A 20520-nucleotide genomic window follows, 5' to 3' on the forward strand; every position below is an offset into this window, starting at 1 on the left:
TAATTCAGCAGCCGAGGGTAGCTCGAACTGAGCCGTACACGGCTTGCTAACCAACAAGGTAGAACAGAAAGCGCTTATCCTGCATACAGGGTATGGCATAATGCCGCTTGGCGTAACAAGCTGCTGCCGTTATTGCGAAAAACACGCTAAAATCAGCACAATAATTGCTTTTTACAGGAGTCATCCCGTGGCAACTGCACTGAATATTTTTAACTTTGTAATGGGTGGCTTCATCACCACAATCAGCTGGTTTTTAGCTACCCTGCTCAGCATTGTGTGTATCGTTACCTTACCACTCACCCGCGCATGTTGGGAAATCACCAAGATGTCGTTAGTGCCATACGGTAACGATGTCGTGAAAGTCGACGATCTGGAAAACCGCAGCAACTCTCTGCTCGCTGCCGGTGGTTTTCTGCTCAACGTCATCTGGTTTGTGATTGCCGGTTGGTGGTTGTGTCTGGTGCACATTGCCGTGGGAATCGGCCAGTGCCTGACTCTGATCGGTATTCCGGTTGGGATCGCCCATTTCAAATTGGCCGTTGTGGCACTGTGGCCTGTCGGTCGCCGCGTCGTTCCTAGTGAATTAGCGCGTCAAATTCGCAATGAAAAAGCGCAGATCACGATTGACCGCTATCGCCGCTAACAGGACGTTCAGTACCATCTATGGGTTCGTTTTCCCGACTTCGTCACTCGTTAAATAATAGCCGCTTCCAATACTGCCTGATGATTTTCATCGCCTTGGCAGGGGCGGCGCTCTTTCCTTGGCTGACCGGTGAGGTGCTGTCCACCATTCCAGTCACGCTGGGGGTAGTCGCCGCCGCATTGACCGATCTTGATGATCGCCTCAGTGGTCGCTTGCGCAATATTTTTATCACGCTGCTGTGCTTTTTTATCGCTTCGGTCTCCATTGAGATCTTATTCCCCTACCCGTGGCTGTTTGCCATTGGCCTTTTGATCTCTTCGTTCTGCTTTACCATGCTGGGCGCGATTGGTCAGCGCTACGCCACCATCTCTTTTGGTGCGCTGCTGATTGCAATTTACACCATGCTGGGGGTGACGCTGTACGATACTTGGTATCAGCAACCCTTGCTGCTGCTAGCCGGTGCGGTGTGGTACAGCCTGATTGCGCTGCTCAGCCATGCGCTGCGCCCTGTACGACCGGTGCAGGAAAATCTGGCCAACTGCTATGAACTGCTGGCGCGCTATCTGGATGCCAAGAGCGCCTTTTTCGACCCCGATGAAGCTGACCGCTATGATGAGCTGCAAATTCAGGTTGCGCTCAGTAATGGCGCACTGGTTAGTAGCCTGAACCAGACCAAGCTTTCCCTGTTATCACGCCTGAAAGGCGACCGTGGCCAACGCAGTACGCGCCGCTTGCTGCGCTACTATTTTGTGGCGCAAGACATTCACGAACGCGCCAGCTCGGCGCATAACCAGTATCACGCACTGGCCAAGCGCTTTCGCCACTCCGATGTGCTATTTCGCTTCCAGCGCCTGCTGCTGTTGCAGGCCAAAGCCTGCCGTCAGTTAGCCAAGTCAATTATCAGTGGCGATGACTACAACCACGATTTTCGCTTTGAGCGCGCCTTTAATCTGCTCAATGCCTCGCTGGAGCGACATCAGCCGCAGCAAGCGGAAGATAAGCGTCTGCTGGCCTCGCTCAATTTTGTGCTGCGTAATTTACAAGCGATTGACTGGCAGCTGTCGCATATTGAGTCTGAGCAGATCATTGGCTTGCCACAAGACAACACGCTGGCTGACGATGGGTTGCACGGCATTCGTGATATCTGGACGCGCATTCGCAATCAGCTAACGCCCGGTTCCGCGCTGTTTCGCCATGCCGTGCGGATGTCGCTGGTACTGTGCGCCGGTTATGCCTGCATCATGGCGTTTAATATGGAGCGCGGGTACTGGATTTTGCTGACCAGTTTGTTTGTCTGCCAGCCTAACTACAGTGCCACCCGTCTGCGCTTACGTCAGCGGGTACTCGGCACCTTGGCAGGAATTATCGCCGGCTTACCGCTGCTGTATCTGATCCCGTCACAAGAAGGTCAGCTGGTGCTGATTGTCGTTCTTGGCGTGCTGTTTTTTGCCTTTCGTACCGTGCAATACGGCTACGCCACCGCCTTCATTACCATGCTGGTGCTGTTCTGCTTTAACTTGATGGGAGCCGGTTTTGATATCGCCATTCCGCGAGTCACCGACACCCTGATTGGCTGCGGGATCGCATGGCTGGCCGTGACATTTGTGTGGCCGGATTGGCGCTATCGCCGTTTGCCACTGGTGATCCAGCGTGCCATCGACAGCAATACCAGCTATCTGAGCGAAGTGATTGCCCAGTATCAGCAAGGTAAGGATGACAGCCTGAGCTATCGCATCGCTCGGCGCGCAGCGCACAACGCCGATGCCGAGCTGGCATCGGTGATCTCCAACATGAGTTCAGAGCCGCTACGCTCACGGCGCATCCTCGAAGAAGGCTTTCGCTTGCTGTGCCTGAATCATGCCATGCTGGGCTATATCTCCGCGCTGGGGGCGCACCGCCATAAGCTGCCAGATAACGCCGAATCACGCACACTGCTAAAAGAGGTCAGTCAGCATATTTTGCATCAGCTACAAGCAGTTTCGGCGCAGTTGCAAGCCTGCCCTGCCCCTGAGCACAACAATACACAGCAATTTGCGCAGTCACTTTTAGAGCAAGATCTGCAAGATTCGGACTCGCGTTTTGTTCTGCAACAGCTAGGCTTAATTAACAGAATGTTGAACGAACTCAGTTCACTGACACAAAAAATTGTCTGCCGTTATGCAGAGGGGAGCGCAAGCTAGCGCAGCGCAGTGAGCGGCCCCGCTGTCGGCCGGCAGACAGAAGCAAGATAACTGTCATCGCAATCATGCATGATAGTTATTTTGGTGCTCGATGCCGGCCGCTTTCGGAGCATGTCATGGAATACGCCCCTATCCGCTACATCCCGCGCATTTTGCTGGTTGATGATTCGCGCGCCACGCTGATGCTGCTGAGCACGATCCTCAAGCCGTATGGCGAAATACTGGTATCGATGGATGGGTTAACCGCGCTGCATGTCGCACGTGAAAGGCAGCCCGATTTGATTGTGCTGGATATCGAAATGCCCGGGCTGTGCGGCTTTGATACCTGCAAAATGCTCAAGCAAGATCCGCTCACCCGCGATATCACTGTGATTTTCATCACCAAATACCACAATCCACAAGAAGAGATCGAAGCGCTAAGAAGTGGCGCGGTCGATTTTATCACCAAACCCTTTAATGCCACGGTGGTCAAAACCCGTGTGGGGATTCAGCTAAGTTTGAAAAAACAGGCGGATTTACTGCGCCAGCAGGTCAACTTAGATGGTCTGACGGAAGTGTATAACCGACGCGCGTTGAATGTGGATTTAGATAATGAAATCCGCCGCCATGCGCGCACCAACCAGCCGCTGGGGTTGGCGCTGTTGGATGTGGATCACTTCAAACTGTACAACGATTTTTATGGTCATCTAGAGGGCGATAGCTGCCTGAAACGACTGGCGAGAGTGCTGCAATCCACGACTCGGCGCGCCTCTGAGCGTGTATATCGCTACGGTGGTGAGGAGTTTGCCATTATTTTGCCCAATACCAACGAAGGCGAAATTCGCCAGTACGGCGAGTTCCTTTGCCAGAAAATTCGCCAGCAACAATGGGCGCACAATATGTCGCCGGACACCGGCAATATTGTTACCGTGAGTATCGGGGTTGTTTCTATAACGCCCAGTAATGAAACAGGCGATGAATTGCTGGATCGCGTCGACCAAGCGCTGTATCACGCCAAAAAATCGGGGCGCAATCAAATTAAGTATTGGCTCGACACCTAAAACATTCCGTAATCTGTTGTTTTTAGTAATCTATCTTGCTTTCTCTGCCGATGAAAAAAGTGCTTTGCACGGCACGGTTCTCCCCACGTTGACAAGATAAAATAAGGCTTTCTGTGCGATGAAGCACGTTCTGACTCGATTTTTCAGAATGTAAACGGTATTCTTTGCCACCGTTTTCAAGAAATTCAGAGATGCCTTCCATGTTCAAAAAAATTCAGATGATGTTTGCTGCCCTGCTGTGTACCGCCCTGCTGGCGGCGTGTAGCCAATTAACTCAGTACGCACTGACTGAGCAACAGGTGAACGAGTACCTGCAGCAAAAAGTGGAATTCCAAAAGCAACTGGGTCTGCCGGGCGTTTTTGAAGCGAACATTACCCTGAAGGACATGCAAGCAAAAATCGGGCGCGCTGAGCCAAATCAGGTGATTTTGAACGGCACCGCCGATCTGAATCTGAGCACATTGGTGGGACAAGAGCATGCCGACGTGGCGCTCTCTTTAGCCGCTCGCCCATACTTTGACAGTGAAACCGGTGCTATCTATCTGCGTGAAATGCAGCTGCTGAATGCCACCGTAACGCCACAATCACTGGAAAAAAGCACCAAAGTGCTGATGCCATACCTGAAAAACTCACTGCAATTGTTCTTTAACCAGACACCGGTTTATGTGCTGGATTCAAACCGCAGTAAAGAAGAAGCACTGGTACGTCAGCTAGCGAAAGGCATTGAAATCAAACCGGGTAAAATTATTATTCCCCTGTCTGAATAATTACGGCTTCTGAATGACGATCAACGCTGAATTTGGGCTGGCTGACTTTGTCAGCACTGCTGAACAAATACAGCGATGGGAAAAGTGATCACGTTATCTCTGTGTTAAAAAAAGCCCCTGCACTGCAGGGGCTTTTTCGTATGTGGCAAACTATGTAGCAGGCTGTGTAACCAGCAACGCGTGTTTACACCAATCGGTTAATGGTCATATCAAGCGTTATCGCTCTCATCGCCATTTTGCGCTTCTAACTGCTCCACCAGCTCATCAGCCATGGCTGACAGGGCTTCGCGGGTCAGCACCGCCAGCGCGCGATAGAAGCCGGTTTTGGCATGCATCTCAACTTGCCCCAACACTTTCGCCGCGGTTGGCAACAGATAGTGCTGGAACAGCGCCTCTTGCGCCGACACTTCATCTTCTGCGCTTTGATCTTCAACCCATGAGGCCGTTAGCAGCATCTGACCAAAGTGACCACCCGCTACCGTGCCTGCGCCCGGCATGCCCACTTGCTGTTGGAAAGCCGCAAAGCCTTGAACATCAATACCATGCTGTTCAGCCAGCAGTGATACGGCACCGTTATCGCCAAACAGTTCGCTATAATCGGTGCACAGTGCCGCCACATCTTGCGGCTGACGCAACTGCTTGAGGGCAAACTCGCTGTTATCACTCAATACCAGCGGCCACATTTCGCTAAGGGCACCTTGCTGCAGCATATTAAGTACTGGCGGCATCACCGCATCATCCGGACGACGATAAAACAGCGTGCCGAACAAACGGCATAAGGTTGAAAAGGTGTTCATGGCAGATCCTGCGGCTAATCAAACAAAAAGCGGAGTTTACTCGTTTACCGCTGCCGGCGCATCTTCCGCCTCATGATCAAAGCGTTGATACTGCATAAAATGATCCACTTGATGGATCACATCCCAGGTGTAAATCATATTGGTATGGGTCGCGCTGACATCAATATGATCGGTTTCCCCCGGCAAACAAGCTTCACGCACCAACACTAAACCGTCGCTCGGCTCTTGATCCAGCTGCCAGAATAATAACGGCCGCATCCCCACCGCGGTGGTTCCGGCGATAGTGCCCAAAGGAATAGGGACATCCCAATGATCGGGCAAATCGCTTTCCAATAACCCGTGACTACCCGAATTACCAATCAGCCACCCCATCCCCAATTGCTGCAACCGTTCGGCACTACTGGCCCGCTGATGCGGGGTGCCCAGCGTCACCACACTGCTCACGCCGCGTGGGCGGTGCTGGTGCAAATAATAACGAATGATCAGCCCGCCGAGACTGTGGCCAACTAAGTGCACCGGCATATCGTGCGCATTATTCAGCAAATTATCCAAACGCTGATAAATCTCTTCCAGCTCGATATTTAACGAGTTATAGGCAAATGTTTCGGTCTGCCAACCCAGATAATGCAGACGATCGGTAAACGGCTGCATGATCAGCCGATTCATAAACAGACCGTGTATCACTATCACCAGACCTTGACGTTCTTGTGGCATCGTACACAACCTTTTTTATCAAAACTTTTAGTCAATAGACCGTTAACTCAAGCGTCATTACAGCCGACGAGCCATTGCTCGGAGTCAAGTACGGTATATTTCTTATCCGCATGAATATCTTTTCATGCCCCACCGGCGCTCACACGCACTTAAGCTAACTTATCCGCTTCGCATCACACAATTATGACTGATTCTCTTATTATTGCCGTGCCAGAAGGGTGAAATACTGCTCCGCACCTATCAGCCTGATGGGGGACACAAAAATAAAAATGTCACTAGAGCCAACGCGCACCAACGTGTAAGGTAAGCCTATGCGCTGAATCATGTTTTTTGGTCAGTTTTACTCTGTCTGTTAGGATTTCCCGATATGGCTCTGGCAATTTTTGACCTTGATGACACCCTGCTCGCCGGGGACAGTGCCAGCCTGTGGCTGGAATATATGGTGAATACCGGCATGGCGCCTTTTAGCATGCTGGCCACCGAGCAAGCAATGATGCAGCAATACCGTAAAGGTGCGTTGGACATGTCTGCCTATCTCGATTTCACCTTAACGCCACTACGCGGCCTGTCAGTGAGCGAAATCCAAGAACGGGTAGAACAATTCGTCACGCACATGATTGCGCCACGAATTTACCCAGAAGGGATAGCACGCCTCGATTGGCATCGCCAGCGCGGTGATATTCCACTGCTGATTTCTGCCAGCCCTGCACACATCGTGCATCCGATTGCGCGTTTATTGGGTATCGAGCACAGTTTAGCCATCGAGCTAGAAACCCGCGATGACTGCTACACTGGCCAGAGCTGCGGCACACTGACGTACCGAGAAGGGAAAGTTATCCGCTTACAGCAGTGGCTGACCGAACATCCGCCTTACTCGATTGAGCGCAGTTTTGGCTACAGCGACTCACGTAATGACATCCCGCTGCTGTCAGCCACCGATCGACCGTATGTCATCAACCCCGATCGCAAACTGCACAGCGTAGCACTAGCCCAAGGTTGGACAGTGTTGTGCTGGAACGCACCGGTCTAGTGCCAACGCAGAGACATTAACGGCTGCCCGTTTGACCGTGGCAGCCGTTGTTTTATTCCATACCGTGTCAGTTATTCACGCGAGGGTGTTGTTTTAGCTCTCTGCACTTGGCCGCTTACAGCACATCTACATGGCTCGCGAGCACAGTTCGCTCATCAGCAGTGCATTAGCTGAACCGGCGGGGATTTGCTCAAAAGGCGCTGCTTCATAGCTGGCCATGATGAATCGCTTGCCATCTTGCTGGGTGACCGAAATACGATCCGTGGCGCTTTGCTTTTGCGCGCAATCCAAGCGGACTTGGCTTTGCTGCCCGACTAACAGTAGCGTACCAATCTCTGTGGGGCTGATATAATCTAAGCGCACCTGCGCATGAGTAATGCCTTTGTCGTCCGTCGTGGCGGTCATTGTATCGACATACACTTGCCCATCGGCAGTGCTGCCCAGCGGTTTCCACGTTTCCTCTGCCGCCTGTGCCGAAATGGATACCATCAATGTCAGTAAAGTGAAAACTGACAACCCAACCCACATCCTCCATGTGACTTGAGAAACCCAAGAGACGTGAGAGCTAGATTGCACACTGGATTGCTTGTGAGATGAACGGGATGGCACAGTGTTAACGCCACGTAAGCGAACTTCGGCCAGTTTACCTAATCGGTTCATACGCGCCCCTATCTGCTTAAGTTATTGCTTGCTTGAGTTATTGCCTAAGTTATTACTTAAGCTAATCCGCTCAGCTTGTACTCGATTGGTTTTCGCTCAATCAGCCTGTTATTCAGCAAACTGTATATTCAGCGTATGACTAAAGCAGCCGCTGGATAACAAGGAAAGTAGCTGTAATCGTCTGGTGAGCTCGGAAATTTCGAGCATCACACTGAGGTTTACAACCGGCAGAGCGCCTCCTTGTGCCTGTGATCAAGCGTAGGTAACTTTTTCTGTCTACCGCCATTAATTCGTGACGCGAATCACCGTTTCTGCTGTAAACCGATTCAGCCTGCGGCATAATGCCAACACGGGCATAGTGCCCACGACAACAACAAGATCGCCGGCGATGACCACGCTCTCTATTGCATGCATGTCATGCGATAAATCAGCGCACCACGACCGAGATCAGAAGGAGTTAAGCGATGACAAAATATATCGGTGCCCATGTCAGTGCCGCTGGCGGCGTAGATCAAGCGGTTTGGCGCGCCAAAGAGCTCAATGCCACCGCCTTTGCCCTCTTCACCAAAAATCAGCGCCAATGGAACGCTGCGCCACTGACTGACAGAATGATTGCCGCCTTCAAACAGGCCTGCGAGCAAACGGGCTTTCGCCCAGAGCAAATCCTGCCGCATGACAGTTACCTGATTAATTTGGGGCATCCGGAAAGTGAAGCCTTAGAAAAATCGCGCGCTGCCTTTTTAGATGAAATGCAGCGTTGTGAGCAGCTGGGTCTGACTTTGCTGAATTTTCATCCGGGAAGTCATCTCAACAAAATCAGTGAAAGTGAAAGTCTGGCCAAAGTTGCCGAATCCATCAATTTAGCGCTGGCGCAAACCCAAGGGGTGACCGCCGTGATCGAAAATACGGCCGGACAAGGCTCTAATCTGGGCTGGCGTTTTGAACATCTGGCAGAAATTATTGCGCAGGTCGAAGATAAAAGTCGGGTCGGAGTTTGTATCGATACCTGCCACACCTTCGCCGCAGGCTATGATTTAAGCTCTCTGGACGCCTGCGCTAAGACCTTCGCCGACTTCGACGCCGTGGTTGGTTTTCAGTATCTGCGCGGCATGCACATCAACGATGCCAAGAGCACGCTAGGTAGCCGCGTAGACCGCCATGACAGCCTCGGCGTTGGCAATATTGGTAAACCGGCCTTTGAATTTATCATGGCCGATCCGCGTTTTGACGGCATTCCCTTGATTTTGGAAACCGTAAATCCAGATATCTGGCCGCAAGAAATTGCATGGTTAAAATCGCTGGCCAACGCTGCGTAAGCATCAATGGTTAAGTGCCGCTGGCGAGAAACCACGAGCCAATGTGCGAATAGCGCCAATAGCCAATAGATAGAAGCCAGAAAAAAGCAAAGAAAAAGGGAGACACTCGCAGTCTCCCTTTTTAATGCTTCGTGCAGTTAAATCTTACACATCCACTTGCTGCACCAAGGCCGACAGGAAAGCATCAGACAGCTGGTTGTTACGCACTTTCTCTTCAATATCGTGCGCGCTGTACGCAGAGCCTTTATAGACCACCACTACGCTGCGATCACCTGGACGCAGGAAATGGGTTTCCCCAAACTCGGTATAGCGGGTCGCGCCAATGCTGATCAGTGCCTGTGTTGGATAACCGGCTTTTTTCAACAACTCCGCAATGTTCTCGGCTGGGCCTTCATCTTTTTGGAAGTTCATCTGGTTAATCAGCCAGTCAATCAGACGCTGGTGAAAATAGCTGTACTCCACCACTGGGCTATCAACCCCATAGCGGTACACTTCCGAGCCACGCACCAGATAGCAACCAATCCGGTAGTCATCCATCACGCCGCCTGGCGCAAATTGGTCAATCTCCAGCAAAGTGGAGGAAATCCCCTTGCTGCACGGGCCCCAGTTTTTCTTTTCACTGATTTTGCGTGCATTCGGGCGACGAATTGAGCAGTCGTTATAGGCAGCGAAATAGCGAGGCGTCAGGCCCACCACCAACCCATCTTGATAGTGAATATCACACAGCAACGCCACTTCGGGCTCAATTTGCAGGTTATCGGCATCTGCTGGCGGCACAATATGGTCGCTCGACAGTGGATAGGTCTGCAAAAAACCGGCATCTGCTGACGGTACATAGAATGGGAAAATGGCTTTCGGAGCAACGGCATCGGCCACTTTCACCGCCACAAAATCTTTGGCCTCACCTGCCTGCTCAAGATGCCCAGCAAAGTTACCGGCCACACCCAAACCAATCACGTGCTCAAAATTCATGTCCGATGTCTCTTTTGATAAGTCGCTGTCAATAAAACAGATTGAATAAAAATAAGGCGGAAAAAGCCGCGAATTAGCACCAGAGTTTACCGATTAATGCCGCCGATATCCGAGTGCCACGTCAAACTTGTCAGCATAAAAAAATAAGCGCATGATTTTAATATTGTTTTATTTTGAGTTGGACATAGTTCATGAATCGGCCTTATGTCGGCGTCGGCGTTATCTTGCAACGTGCAGACGGAAAAATTTTGGTGGGAAAACGCAGTGCTAAGCATGCCCCTTACTGGTCTATCCCGGGTGGACATCTGGAGGCTGGCGAGTCATTTGCCGAATGCGCTATTCGTGAAGTGGCAGAAGAGACCGGCTTGGTCATCAGCAACCCACAAGTGATTGCCCTGACCAACAATTTAGAGACCTTCCAGCAAGAAGGAAAACACACCGTTTCCGTCTGCTTATTGGCCCATACCGAGGGCGAGCCGCAAAATCTGGAGCCACACAAGTGTGAAGGTTGGCGCTGGGTTGAGCCAACCGCACTGCCTGAGCCGCATTTTGAAGCCAGTCGGTTATCTATCTACTGCTGGTTGAATAAGCAGATGACGGCGGATCTGGCCACCGTTCGGAATGCCGCACAATAATGCCAGCCTGAACCTTCCTAGGTCACCTCGTAGACACATCGTGTTCCAGCTTCCGCCCTATTGGATTTTCTTTGAACTCATAAGGCAAGCGAAGCGCTGTTCTCGATAGTCTTCTGCTCTCAGCAATCATTGGCGCTGTACCGAAACAGCGTCAATTCCATCTAAAACGTCTTTTCGATATCGATTGCGCAAAAATAACGCTAAAGCTATGCAATTGGATGCCGATAAGGCCGTTCATAATGATGTCATTGTGTCTTTATTATTTATAAGCCAATACATTATTTAAATAAAATCAGCATGTTAATTTTTAAATTTAACAGTCATAGCGATAAATAATAATTTGAGTCAAATATGACTCAAATACACATAAAACATACACATTACCCACGTAATGCCTGTGACTATGTTGGTTTTATTTTATGTTTTTGTTGTTCGTAGTCTGCCAGGCATGTACATGCGCTTATCCGAGTGGAGAGGCCATGTTTCAAGGATCTTTGCTATGCATGCCGGTAATCAGCTGTTAAGGATCACGCCGTAATTTATGTTTTATAAAAATATCTCGATAGGAAAAAAAATCGCTCTGGTGTTCTCATTTGTCGCCGCAGTCTGCATGATGTTAGGGCTATTTTTAAGCCATGCCCTGCATGGTGTCCAAAATCGCTCTTTGGATTTTACTGACTCGGTTCTCCCCAGCATTATTTCAGTGGAAACCTTGCGCAACCACATCACTTCGATTCGCAGTGATCAATTTGCCATCTTGCTGGAAGATGGCACCCAAGTGCAAAAGCGCCGCAATACCATCATGCAGGAGATCGAGCAAACAAACCAAGACCTGCAAAGTTATGGCAGTACGGTGGTAGATCAAGAGCGTCCGCATTACGAACGGTTTCGTAAAGACTGGCAGCAATACATTCGCGTATCGCACACCTTTGAACAATTGGTACTGCAAGGACAAACCGCTCAAGCTCAGCAACTCCTGATCCAATCACGTGAGCTGTCCGATAACATGGAAGATTCCATCGCCAAATTGGTGCAGATCAACCTGGCGTTTGTTCGCGATAGTCGCTCTGATTTGCTGGATAAAATCGCACTGATCATCAAAGCCAATATCGGCAGTATCGGCCTGCTGATGCTGTTTATGGCGGGCATGACCGTGTTCTTAACACGCCAAATTTGCCCACCACTGCAAGCGGTGGTGGAACAAGCCAACGCCATTGCCTCCGGTAATCTGACGCATCGCTTTGATAACCGCTACATGAGTAACGATGAACTGGGTCTATTGGCCAAAGCGTCACTGAAGATGCAAGATAACTTGCGTGTCATCATTGAAGAAGTAGTCACCGCCGCCACTCAACTTGGCGTGGCGATCGAATCTGTAGACACCGTCTCCGAACACACCACCAACGGTATTCAGAACCAACAGCGCGAGATTTCTTTGGTGGCCACCGCGATGACCGAGATGAAAGCTACCGTAGCTAACGTGGCCGATAACACCGAAACCGCCTCTCAGTCTGCGGCAGCGGCCAATGATTTGGCTCGTCAGGGCAATAGGGATGTGCGCCAATCGCTCAATGAAATCACGCAAGTCGCGCAGGAAATCGAACATGCCGGCTCACTGGTTACCGAGCTGGAGCGTGAATCGGCGCAGATCAATATGGTGGTGGATGTGATTCGTAGCATCGCCGATCAAACCAACTTACTAGCACTGAATGCGGCAATTGAAGCCGCGCGAGCCGGTGAGCAGGGTCGCGGATTTGCGGTTGTAGCCGATGAAGTCCGTACCTTGGCGGGCCGCACTCAAGCTTCTACCGGCGAAATCATCGCGATCATCGAAACCCTGCAGGCGAAAGCCAATCAGGCGAAAGATGTCACCGGTCAGACATGCGAGATGATCCGTCACTGCGTAGCGCAAAGTCGTAATACCAGTGAAGGGATCCAGCAGATCGAAGAAGCGGTATCGCAGATCGCCGATATGGCCTTGCAGATTGCCAGTGCCTGTAGCGAACAAGATGCGGTATCGGAAGAGTTGGATCGCAATATTGAGCGGATTAATGAATCGTCCAACGCGGTGGCGCAAGATGCTTATCACACCACCGAAGCTTGCCATGAGTTAGGCCAATTGGCCGCACGCCTGCAACAAAGCGTGGCGCACTTCCGCTTAGCGTAATTCTCCCTCGCTTTATACTGAATGACGCCGATTCACACATAAAGAACGCTAATTAAGCTCGCTATTTATTGAACGCAATATCTAGCGAGCTGATCGAGTTCGTAGGCAACTGAGTCGCCTATTTGACCTGCTGCCTGCTGTATTGTGCGAATCCTCATGGTCCGCTACCGCACTTGAGCTATGAGTCACCGAGCGTGATTGCTCGGCGTTAACTGGCCACCGCCGCCGTTTGCACCATGTTTTTCATCCATGCGCGGCTACGCACACGGAAGAAACAACCGATAATCTTGACCACTTCTTCGGTGAAGATCGCCAGATACACCCACTGCAACCCCACATCGGTATAGAAAGCCAAAAATGCCACCAGCGGGATGCCGATAAACCACTGGGCAATCACATCCTGATAGAAACAGAATTTGATATCGCCGCCCGCACGCAAAACGCCAATAATCATTAGCATTGGCACACTTTTAAGCAGCACCGCCACTGACAGCATGATGTAAAAGCTCGACGCCAGATCCAGCGTCGGCCCGCGCAGCCCACTGAACAGCGCCAAGACCGGCTGTTTAATCAACAGCATGACCACCGCCACCACCACGGCACTGGCGACACAGAACGCAGTCGCAAGCCACGCCTGCCGATAAGCTAAATCAAAACGGCTCGCCCCGAGCTGATTACCAATCACCACCGCCGCACCGGTAGCAATACCGTTTAACATTGCCAGACACAACGACTCCAGCGGAGCCATCACTGTCAGCGCCGCCAAGGCTTGTGTGCTGATATGGCCGAAAATGGCGTTATACAAGAACACGCCGCCCGCCCACATCACCATATTGGCAATCAACGGAATTGCCAGTTTCAACAGCCGCACCACTTCGCTGCGGTTTAAACTTTCCCGCATATCCTGCCAGCTAAAGGCCAACAAGTGCTTGCGCCAATACAGCCACGCCGTCAGGGCGATGACTTCAATCAGGGCGCTGAGTAAGGTTCCCCACGCCGCGCCCACAATGCCCATGGCCGGAAAACCGAAACGACCAAAAATCAGCACATAGTTAAAAAAGATGTTCAGACTGATGCCGATAGCACTGAAGACCGTGCTGGTGGCCGCCTGATGCATTGAACGCAATCCGGCGGCAAAACTGGCACCGATCGCCGTCAGCAACATATTACCGGCGGTGATCTCCATAAATGACGCACCGAGCGCAATCACTTCTGCCGAGTTAGACGCCAATCCCATCACGTGCTCTGGGATAAACAAGAACACCGACGCTCCGGCAAGGCCAACTACGCTGGTGATCATCAGTGTAAGCGCCACCGTGCGCTTCATCCCTTCCCGATCGCCCGCGCCCCAATATTGCGCCAGCAACATGCTGCCGCCGGTACACACGCCGAGTACCAGCAAGGTCGTGACGAAAATCGCCCGCCCCGCAACCCCAATTGCGGCCACATCCGCCTCACCCAATTGCCCCAACATCACAATGTCGACCAAGCTTCGTGAGGAGAACAGCACCACCTGCAACGCCACAGGCAATGCCACCGTCAGTAACTGACGGAAAAAAGCCGCATTAGAGACGGCAATATGCACACCTCTATCGAGAGAATCGGCGCGGGAATGAGACATAACAACTCCGGGAATAAGACCTGAAACCAACCGCTATCTAAAGCATGACCGGCACAGAACTGCAGGATACATAAATGGAAACCAGCTCTATTTTACGGGAGTTGTAAAAAGAGATTGCAGACTTCTGCGTGACGGGGCTGCCAAATTTGGATTCAAAAAATGTCGTAGTTTCAGAAAGGTTTTTGACGTCAATTTACTGCCACACATCGAGGCAAAAAAGGAAAAATAAGAGGGAAAATCGAAGCGAAAAATCGAAAAACAAAAACGGCAGGCTTCACCCGCCTGCCGTTAAGGATTACCGCGAATTGATGACCAAAATATCAGCGACTGGCATGCACTGTGCCGCGCACGGCCATACCGTAGTAACAAGCGATAGACACCAGCGCACAAGCCGCCATAGTGCCAACCATCGGCCAAATCGTGCCCGATGGCATTGCCGCGACCGCCGAGCCGATGATAGCGCCAGTACCAAAGCGCAATGTGCCGGTGACCGACGACGCCGTACCCGCCATATGCGGAAACTCTTCCAAAATCGACGCCATCGCATTTGAGCCGACAATCGAAATCGCCCCGACAAACACCGCAACCCCGCTCACCAGCGCCCAGAAGCCTAAGCCCAGCAAGCCACCGGCCACCAGCCACACGCCCATCACCAATTGGATCCACAGGCCGACCTTCATCATAAAGTTCGCCCCTTTGCGCTTAACAAAGCGCCCATTGATGCTGGTGATCACAATCAAACACAGGATGTTCAGACCGAAGTAATAGCCGAAATGCTGCGGGTCAACGCCGTGCAAATCGATATAAACAAACGAACCGGCGGTCAGGAAAGTAAACATCCCGGCGAAAGAGAACGCCCCGCTCAGCATGTAGCCCAGTACCTGACGTTGACGCAACAAGGCGCTGAAATTCCCCAGTGTACTGCGCAGCTTAAACGGCTGCTTTTTATCTTCCGTCAGGGTTTCAGGGATAAAACTCCACACCAACAGCGAGCAAATCACCGCCGCAATGGTCAGTACCCAGAAGATGGCATGCCAATCAAACCACACCAGCAAATAGCCACCCAGCATCGGTGCCAGCAGCGGAGCGACTGTCATGATCAGTACCACCATCGACATCATGCGCGAGAAGTCATCCTTGTGGAACAAATCCCGCAGCAGCGCATTGATCACCACACCGGAGGCCGCACCAGCAAAACCCTGCACCAGACGAGTAGCAATAAACCAGTCAATGCTGGTCAGCTGGGTACACATCAGCGAGGCCACCGCAAACAGCAGCGTGCCCAGAATAATGACCGGTTTACGTCCGAAGCTGTCAGCTGCCGGTCCGTGGAACAGCTGGCCAACCGCAAAACCCAAGGTATAGGCGGTTAAGGTCATCTGCACCGAGCCTGCCGGTACATTCAAATCGGCCGCGATGGTCGGCAAGCTGGGCAGGTACATGTCGATGGCCAGCGGCGTCAGCATCGCCAGCATACCCAAGATAAAAATCAACAGGGGATGGTGGGCGTGTTGGGGGTGCGTCGTCACGTTATCTCACTCTTTTTAGCGTAAGGTTATCCAAAACCTGATTATTCCAGACCGACAGAGGCAATCTCTTGTGCGGTCAGCGGACGGTACTCGCCTTCTTCCAGATCGGCATCCAGTACAATTCCGCCTATACGTTCGCGGTGCAGCTCCACCACTTTATTACCGGTAGCGGCAAACATCCGCTTCACTTGATGGTATTTACCTTCGGTGATGGTCAGGCGTGCATGGTGCTCATCAAGCAGCTCTAGCACCGCTGGGCGCGTCAGTTCAGGCTCATTGCGCAGTTGTACGCCGGCAGCAAACTGCTCGATAACTTCTGGCGCGACCGGATCGGCCAGCGTCACCAAATAGGTTTTTGCGCAGTGATGGCGCGGTGATGTGATGCGGTGCGACCACTGGCCATCGTCGGTCAGCAGCACCAGACCGGTGGTATCAATGTCTAGACGACCGGCAGGATGCAGCTTGTGTACTGCCGGCTCATCGACCAAAAACAGCACGGTTGGATGATCCGGGTCTTCAGTGGAGCAGACATAGCCTTGCGGCTTGTGCAGCATGAAATAACGCGGGCCGGTCTGCTGTTGCAAAGGATGACCGTTATATTCCACCGCATCATCCGGCTGCAATTTCAGTGCGCTGTTTTTCACCACCTCACCGTTTACTGTTACCGTTCCGCGCCGAATTTCGCGCCCTGCAATTGAACGGGTCATATCCGTTTGTTCGGTAAGAAATTTATCCAGTCGCATGTGATATCTCTGAAATTGCCTGTCGAATGAGGAGCGTTATTATAAGCGCACACTCGCTAATCCCCCAGCGTTAGTTGCGCCTTATCACGGCTTTTAGCAACGTACTCATCCGGTTGCAGTGTTGGCTTCAATACAATCGGCTGCTACGCCCCATCTCTACATACCAAACCCATCACGAAGACGAACATCAGCGAACATCGGCGATAAAGTTGACAGACAGCAATGAATTGATTCTGATAGGAATGCGTATTCCACTAAGAACAGGCTGCGAGATGACTTCGGACACCACCGCCTTATGGCAAGCCCGTTACGGCGAAGAGAACAAAGTCCGCCGCGACGACCATCGCTCCCCTTACCAACGTGACCGTGCGCGTATCTTGCACTCGGCCGCGTTTCGTCGCCTGCAAGCCAAAACGCAGGTACTCGGCGCTGGGATGAATGACTTCTACCGCACGCGGCTGACGCATTCGTTAGAGGTGGCGCAAATTGGTACTGGGATCGTCGCGCAGCTCAAACGCAAATATCCGCAGCAAAAAGCCCTGCTCGCCCCTGACAGCTTAATGGAGTGCCTGTGTCTGGCGCACGATATTGGCCATCCGCCGTTCGGGCATGGCGGCGAAGTGGCGCTCAATTACATGATGCGCGATCATGGCGGCTTTGAAGGCAACGCGCAAACTTTTCGGATTGTCACCCGCTTAGAGCCATATACCGAATCGCACGGCATGAATCTGGCGCGCCGCACGCTGCTGGGCTTGCTGAAATACCCTGCGTTGTTAAGCCAAACCCGCGCCACACTGCAACCGCCTGCGGTCAGTGATTTTCGTCATCTGAAAGCCAGCCAATGGAAACCGGCTAAAGGCGTGTACGATCAAGATCAGCGACTGTTTCATTGGGTGTTGGAGCCGCTAACCACCGATGATCGCCGCCATCTGGCCACCATGCGTGAGCCGCGCAGTAACGGCAGTGAGCCGCTCAAAACGCGATTTAAGTCTCTGGATTGCTCCGTGATGGAGCTAGCCGATGATATCGCCTACGGTATTCACGATCTGGAAGATGCCATCGTGATGGGGATTGTCACTCGCGCCCAGTGGGAATCGGCGCATCAAGCGCTCAGTGCCGTTGACGACGCCTGGTTCCAAGAAAATATGCCGTCAATCACCGAAAAATTGTTCTGTGGCGAGCACCATAAACGCAAAGATGCGATTGGCGCGCTGGTTAACGCCCTGATCACCGGCATTACCTTGCAGCATGAGCCGCTATTTAGTGAACCGCTACTGGCGTGGAATGCCCAGCTACCGGCACCGCTGCAACAGGTAATTTCGATTCTGGTGCGCTTTGTGAACGACTTTGTGGTGCGCAAAACGGAAGTGCAAATGCTGGAATATCGCGGCCAACAGCTAATTATGGAGCTGTTTGACGCTTTCAGCGCCGATCCCGAGCGTTTATTACCACCAGGAACGCGTCAACGCTGGCAACAAAGTCGCGCCGAAGGTCACTCTGGGCTGCGCGTGATCACCGATTATATCTCCGGCATGACCGATGGCTTTGCCCAGCGCACCTATATTCAACTCTTTACACCGGCCAGTACGCTCAGTTTTGACCCACATAACTGAATTCACTGAACGCAAAACTTAATACAGAAGACCGCGCAGTAATTAATTTAAATTCAGTTACATAACCATAGGAACTACCGACGCGACTTAACTGGTCAGTCGCGCCGGTCGCTCTATAATGAGCGATTCAATGCACAATCTATATTAATAACGATCACTCGCCGAGCGCCTGTGACCAAGCGTATTAGCGATTTATTAGCACTAACTCGATAGCCTTAACCTGATAGTCGTGAAATATACCGTTTTCCATTTGGAGCCCTAAACCTGCCATGCCACCAGCCATCGCCCCTCGTCTATTTTTACAATCGTTTCGCCACTGGAAATTCAGCTGGCTGTGGGGGGATGTTGTCGCTGGGGTATCAGTTGCGGCCATTGCCTTGCCAGCCCAAATGGCGACCGCCCATCTGGCGGGCATGCCGCCGCTCACCGGCATCTACGCATTTATTGCCGCCGCTATCGGCTTTGCCATTTTAGGCGCGAACCGCTATCTGTCTGGCGGCGCTGACTCCACTATCGCACCAATTTTTGCCTCTGGCCTGTCACTGATGGCCGTAGCCGGTACGCCGGAATACGCGCATCTGGCGGGGTTGCTGTCGATTTTGGTCGGGCTGATATTGATCACCACCTACATCTTTCGCCTTGGCTGGCTAGCCGATTTGCTCTCATATCCAGTCACCATCGGTTTTCTGGCCGGAATTTCGGTGCACATTATCGTTGGTCAGTTACCGCAGATTTTTGAGATCCCAACCCCACACGGACACCTGCTGCGCCAACTCGCGATGGTGCTGTGGCAGCTACCGCACGCTAACCTGATCTCCACCCTGATTGGCTTCAGTCTCTATCTGCTAACCGCCATTGTTGGCCGACGCAATCCACGCCTACCGGCGGCACTGTTTGGTCTGCTGCTGATCATGTTGCTCAATGCAGTGTTCGATCTGCCCAAATATGGCGTGACCGTACTGAGCGCCGTCGATACCCAGCGGCCCGATTTTGCCTTCTGGAGTCTGCCGTGGCAGTCCGTCATGCACCTATTCCCACTGGCGCTGCTGGTGGCCTTAGTGTGCATCATGCAAACCGCCGCCGTGGCACGCACCACGCAAGATAAAGAAGCGCCTGTGAGCCAAGATTTTGCCGGCATCGGGCTGGGCTGTATTTTGTCCGGTATCGCCGGGACCTTTACTACCAATGCCAGTCCGGCGCGCTCAGTGATCACCCAAAACTCTGGTGGGCGCTCTCAGTTAGCGGCGCTGGTGGCAGCTGGATTGTTGGCGCTGATCGTGCTTAACGCACGCACGATTTTACCGCTGATCCCACATGCCGCATTGGCAGGGGTGTTGATGTATGTCGGGCAAAGCATCCTGAAAATCAGCGAAATTCGGCGCATCTTCCAGCAAAGCCGCGAAGAGTTTTATCTATGCATCGCCACCTTGGTGATGATTTTGCTGCTGCGCATTGAAGTGGGCGTGATGCTGGGCGTGATCCTGTCGCTGCTGCACGGGGTGTTTGTCACCGCTCGCCCCAACAATGCCGAGTTTATGCGCATCAAAGGGACTTCTATCTGGTGGCATCAAGACAATAAACACGAGATGGAAACCCTGCCTAACGTGCTGGTCTACCATTTTGCTGCGCCGCTCAACTTCACCAACGCTGACTTTTTCAGCAACCAGCTGTGGCAGCGCATCGCGCAGAAAAAAGGGCTGCGGCTGCTGGTGATCGAATGCAGTGGGATTTTAGATATTGATCTCACCGCCGCCGATAAACTGAAAACCCTGATTGGTGAGCTACACCGCCAGCACATCACGGTGTGTATCGCTCGTTTGGAAGCTATGCGCGCCCGCGAAGCACTGTGGCAAACCGGTGTAATGACCGTGCTGCCGGAAGATAACGTGTTTTACAGCGTGCAAAACGCCATTGATGCGCGCGCACCCAGCGCGGCCACCACGCTCAATCGTGAAATCTAAACCGCAGCCATTTCCTTAGGGATGAAAGAAAAGCTGAAACTCAAACGCTAAAACGACGCGCAGTATCTCAGCCTTAGCAAGGCGGTTTTACATGGTTTCAACCTGTGAGCCATACCTAAACAAAAGCCATCC

At 52.1% G+C, this 20520-nt stretch carries 17 protein-coding genes; 10 read left to right on the forward strand and 7 right to left on the reverse strand.

Annotation, left to right across the window (positions count from 1 at the left end):
• Nucleotides 1-187 precede the first annotated feature (187 nt).
• The 4 genes from LQ901_RS08270 to LQ901_RS08285 all read left to right on the forward strand — a co-directional run bounded on the left by LQ901_RS08270 (nt 188) and on the right by LQ901_RS08285 (nt 4630).
• Entirely contained in the window at nt 188-643 is a 456-nt protein-coding gene (locus tag LQ901_RS08270) for a YccF domain-containing protein (RefSeq protein WP_039046166.1), read from the forward strand.
• A gap of 20 nt (nt 644-663) precedes the next feature.
• A complete protein-coding gene (gene yccS / locus LQ901_RS08275) occupies nt 664-2823 on the forward strand; it encodes a YccS family putative transporter (protein ID WP_036768525.1) in 2160 nt (719 codons plus the stop codon).
• 116 nt (nt 2824-2939) lie between these two features.
• Entirely contained in the window at nt 2940-3863 is a 924-nt protein-coding gene (locus tag LQ901_RS08280) for a diguanylate cyclase domain-containing protein (protein ID WP_010861979.1), read from the forward strand.
• Nucleotides 3864-4063: 200 nt separating this feature from the next.
• Complete coding sequence (locus LQ901_RS08285; RefSeq protein WP_010861980.1) at nt 4064-4630, forward strand: lipoprotein; 567 nt, start codon at nt 4064-4066, stop codon at nt 4628-4630.
• Between the two features lie 209 nt (nt 4631-4839).
• Here the strand turns inward: LQ901_RS08285 and LQ901_RS08290 are convergent, their stop codons facing one another.
• Nucleotides 4840-5427 (reverse strand): molecular chaperone, encoded by a 588-nt coding sequence (locus LQ901_RS08290; RefSeq protein ID WP_064977511.1) that lies wholly within the window; start codon nt 5425-5427, stop codon nt 4840-4842.
• Nucleotides 5428-5463: 36 nt separating this feature from the next.
• Nucleotides 5464-6141, reverse strand: coding sequence for a triacylglycerol lipase (locus LQ901_RS08295; protein ID WP_233672133.1), 678 nt, complete (start codon nt 6139-6141; stop codon nt 5464-5466).
• 367 nt (nt 6142-6508) lie between these two features.
• On the opposite strand from LQ901_RS08295, the gene LQ901_RS08300 reads away from it, so the two are divergent.
• On the forward strand, nt 6509-7171 hold the full coding sequence (locus tag LQ901_RS08300; protein ID WP_233672134.1) for an HAD family phosphatase: 663 nt from the start codon (nt 6509-6511) through the stop codon (nt 7169-7171).
• 126 nt (nt 7172-7297) lie between these two features.
• On the opposite strand, the gene LQ901_RS08305 is transcribed toward LQ901_RS08300, so the two are convergent.
• Nucleotides 7298-7687: a surface-adhesin E family protein gene (locus LQ901_RS08305; protein WP_152109125.1), complete on the reverse strand. Its 390-nt coding sequence runs from the start codon at nt 7685-7687 to the stop codon at nt 7298-7300.
• A gap of 608 nt (nt 7688-8295) precedes the next feature.
• Between LQ901_RS08305 and nfo the strand changes: the two genes are divergently transcribed.
• On the forward strand, nt 8296-9147 hold the full coding sequence (gene nfo, locus LQ901_RS08310) for a deoxyribonuclease IV (protein ID WP_233672135.1): 852 nt from the start codon (nt 8296-8298) through the stop codon (nt 9145-9147).
• A 144-nt stretch (nt 9148-9291) separates the two neighbouring features.
• On the opposite strand, the gene LQ901_RS08315 is transcribed toward nfo, so the two are convergent.
• Nucleotides 9292-10119, reverse strand: a complete 828-nt coding sequence (locus LQ901_RS08315; RefSeq protein ID WP_039046160.1) for a DUF5718 family protein — start codon at nt 10117-10119, stop codon at nt 9292-9294.
• 191 nt (nt 10120-10310) lie between these two features.
• Between LQ901_RS08315 and LQ901_RS08320 the strand changes: the two genes are divergently transcribed.
• On the forward strand, nt 10311-10754 hold the full coding sequence (locus LQ901_RS08320; protein WP_064977506.1) for an NUDIX hydrolase: 444 nt from the start codon (nt 10311-10313) through the stop codon (nt 10752-10754).
• Between the two features lie 541 nt (nt 10755-11295).
• Nucleotides 11296-12921: a methyl-accepting chemotaxis protein gene (locus LQ901_RS08325; protein ID WP_215806944.1), complete on the forward strand. Its 1626-nt coding sequence runs from the start codon at nt 11296-11298 to the stop codon at nt 12919-12921.
• Between the two features lie 208 nt (nt 12922-13129).
• Here LQ901_RS08325 and LQ901_RS08330 read toward each other — a convergent pair whose 3' ends face one another.
• The 3 genes from LQ901_RS08330 to rsuA form a co-directional block, all read right to left on the reverse strand.
• The gene (locus tag LQ901_RS08330) at nt 13130-14542 is read right to left on the reverse strand and encodes an MATE family efflux transporter (RefSeq protein WP_207542082.1); all 1413 of its coding nucleotides are present in this window, start codon (nt 14540-14542) and stop codon (nt 13130-13132) included.
• 320 nt (nt 14543-14862) lie between these two features.
• Entirely contained in the window at nt 14863-16071 is a 1209-nt protein-coding gene (locus tag LQ901_RS08335; protein ID WP_036768531.1) for a Bcr/CflA family multidrug efflux MFS transporter, read from the reverse strand.
• Nucleotides 16072-16112: 41 nt separating this feature from the next.
• Nucleotides 16113-16814, reverse strand: a complete 702-nt coding sequence (gene rsuA, locus LQ901_RS08340; RefSeq protein ID WP_010861991.1) for a 16S rRNA pseudouridine(516) synthase RsuA — start codon at nt 16812-16814, stop codon at nt 16113-16115.
• 272 nt (nt 16815-17086) lie between these two features.
• Between rsuA and LQ901_RS08345 the strand changes: the two genes are divergently transcribed.
• Nucleotides 17087-18427 carry an anti-phage deoxyguanosine triphosphatase gene (locus LQ901_RS08345; protein WP_233672136.1) on the forward strand — a complete coding sequence of 447 codons (1341 nt, stop codon included), beginning with the start codon at nt 17087-17089 and terminating at the stop codon, nt 18425-18427.
• A 269-nt stretch (nt 18428-18696) separates the two neighbouring features.
• Nucleotides 18697-20388 carry a SulP family inorganic anion transporter gene (locus LQ901_RS08350; RefSeq protein ID WP_039046154.1) on the forward strand — a complete coding sequence of 564 codons (1692 nt, stop codon included), beginning with the start codon at nt 18697-18699 and terminating at the stop codon, nt 20386-20388.
• Nucleotides 20389-20520 lie beyond the last annotated feature (132 nt).

The organism is Plesiomonas sp. PI-19 (assembly GCF_021368255.1).
Lineage (GTDB): Bacteria > Pseudomonadota > Gammaproteobacteria > Enterobacterales > CAMTGL01 > Plesiomonas > Plesiomonas shigelloides.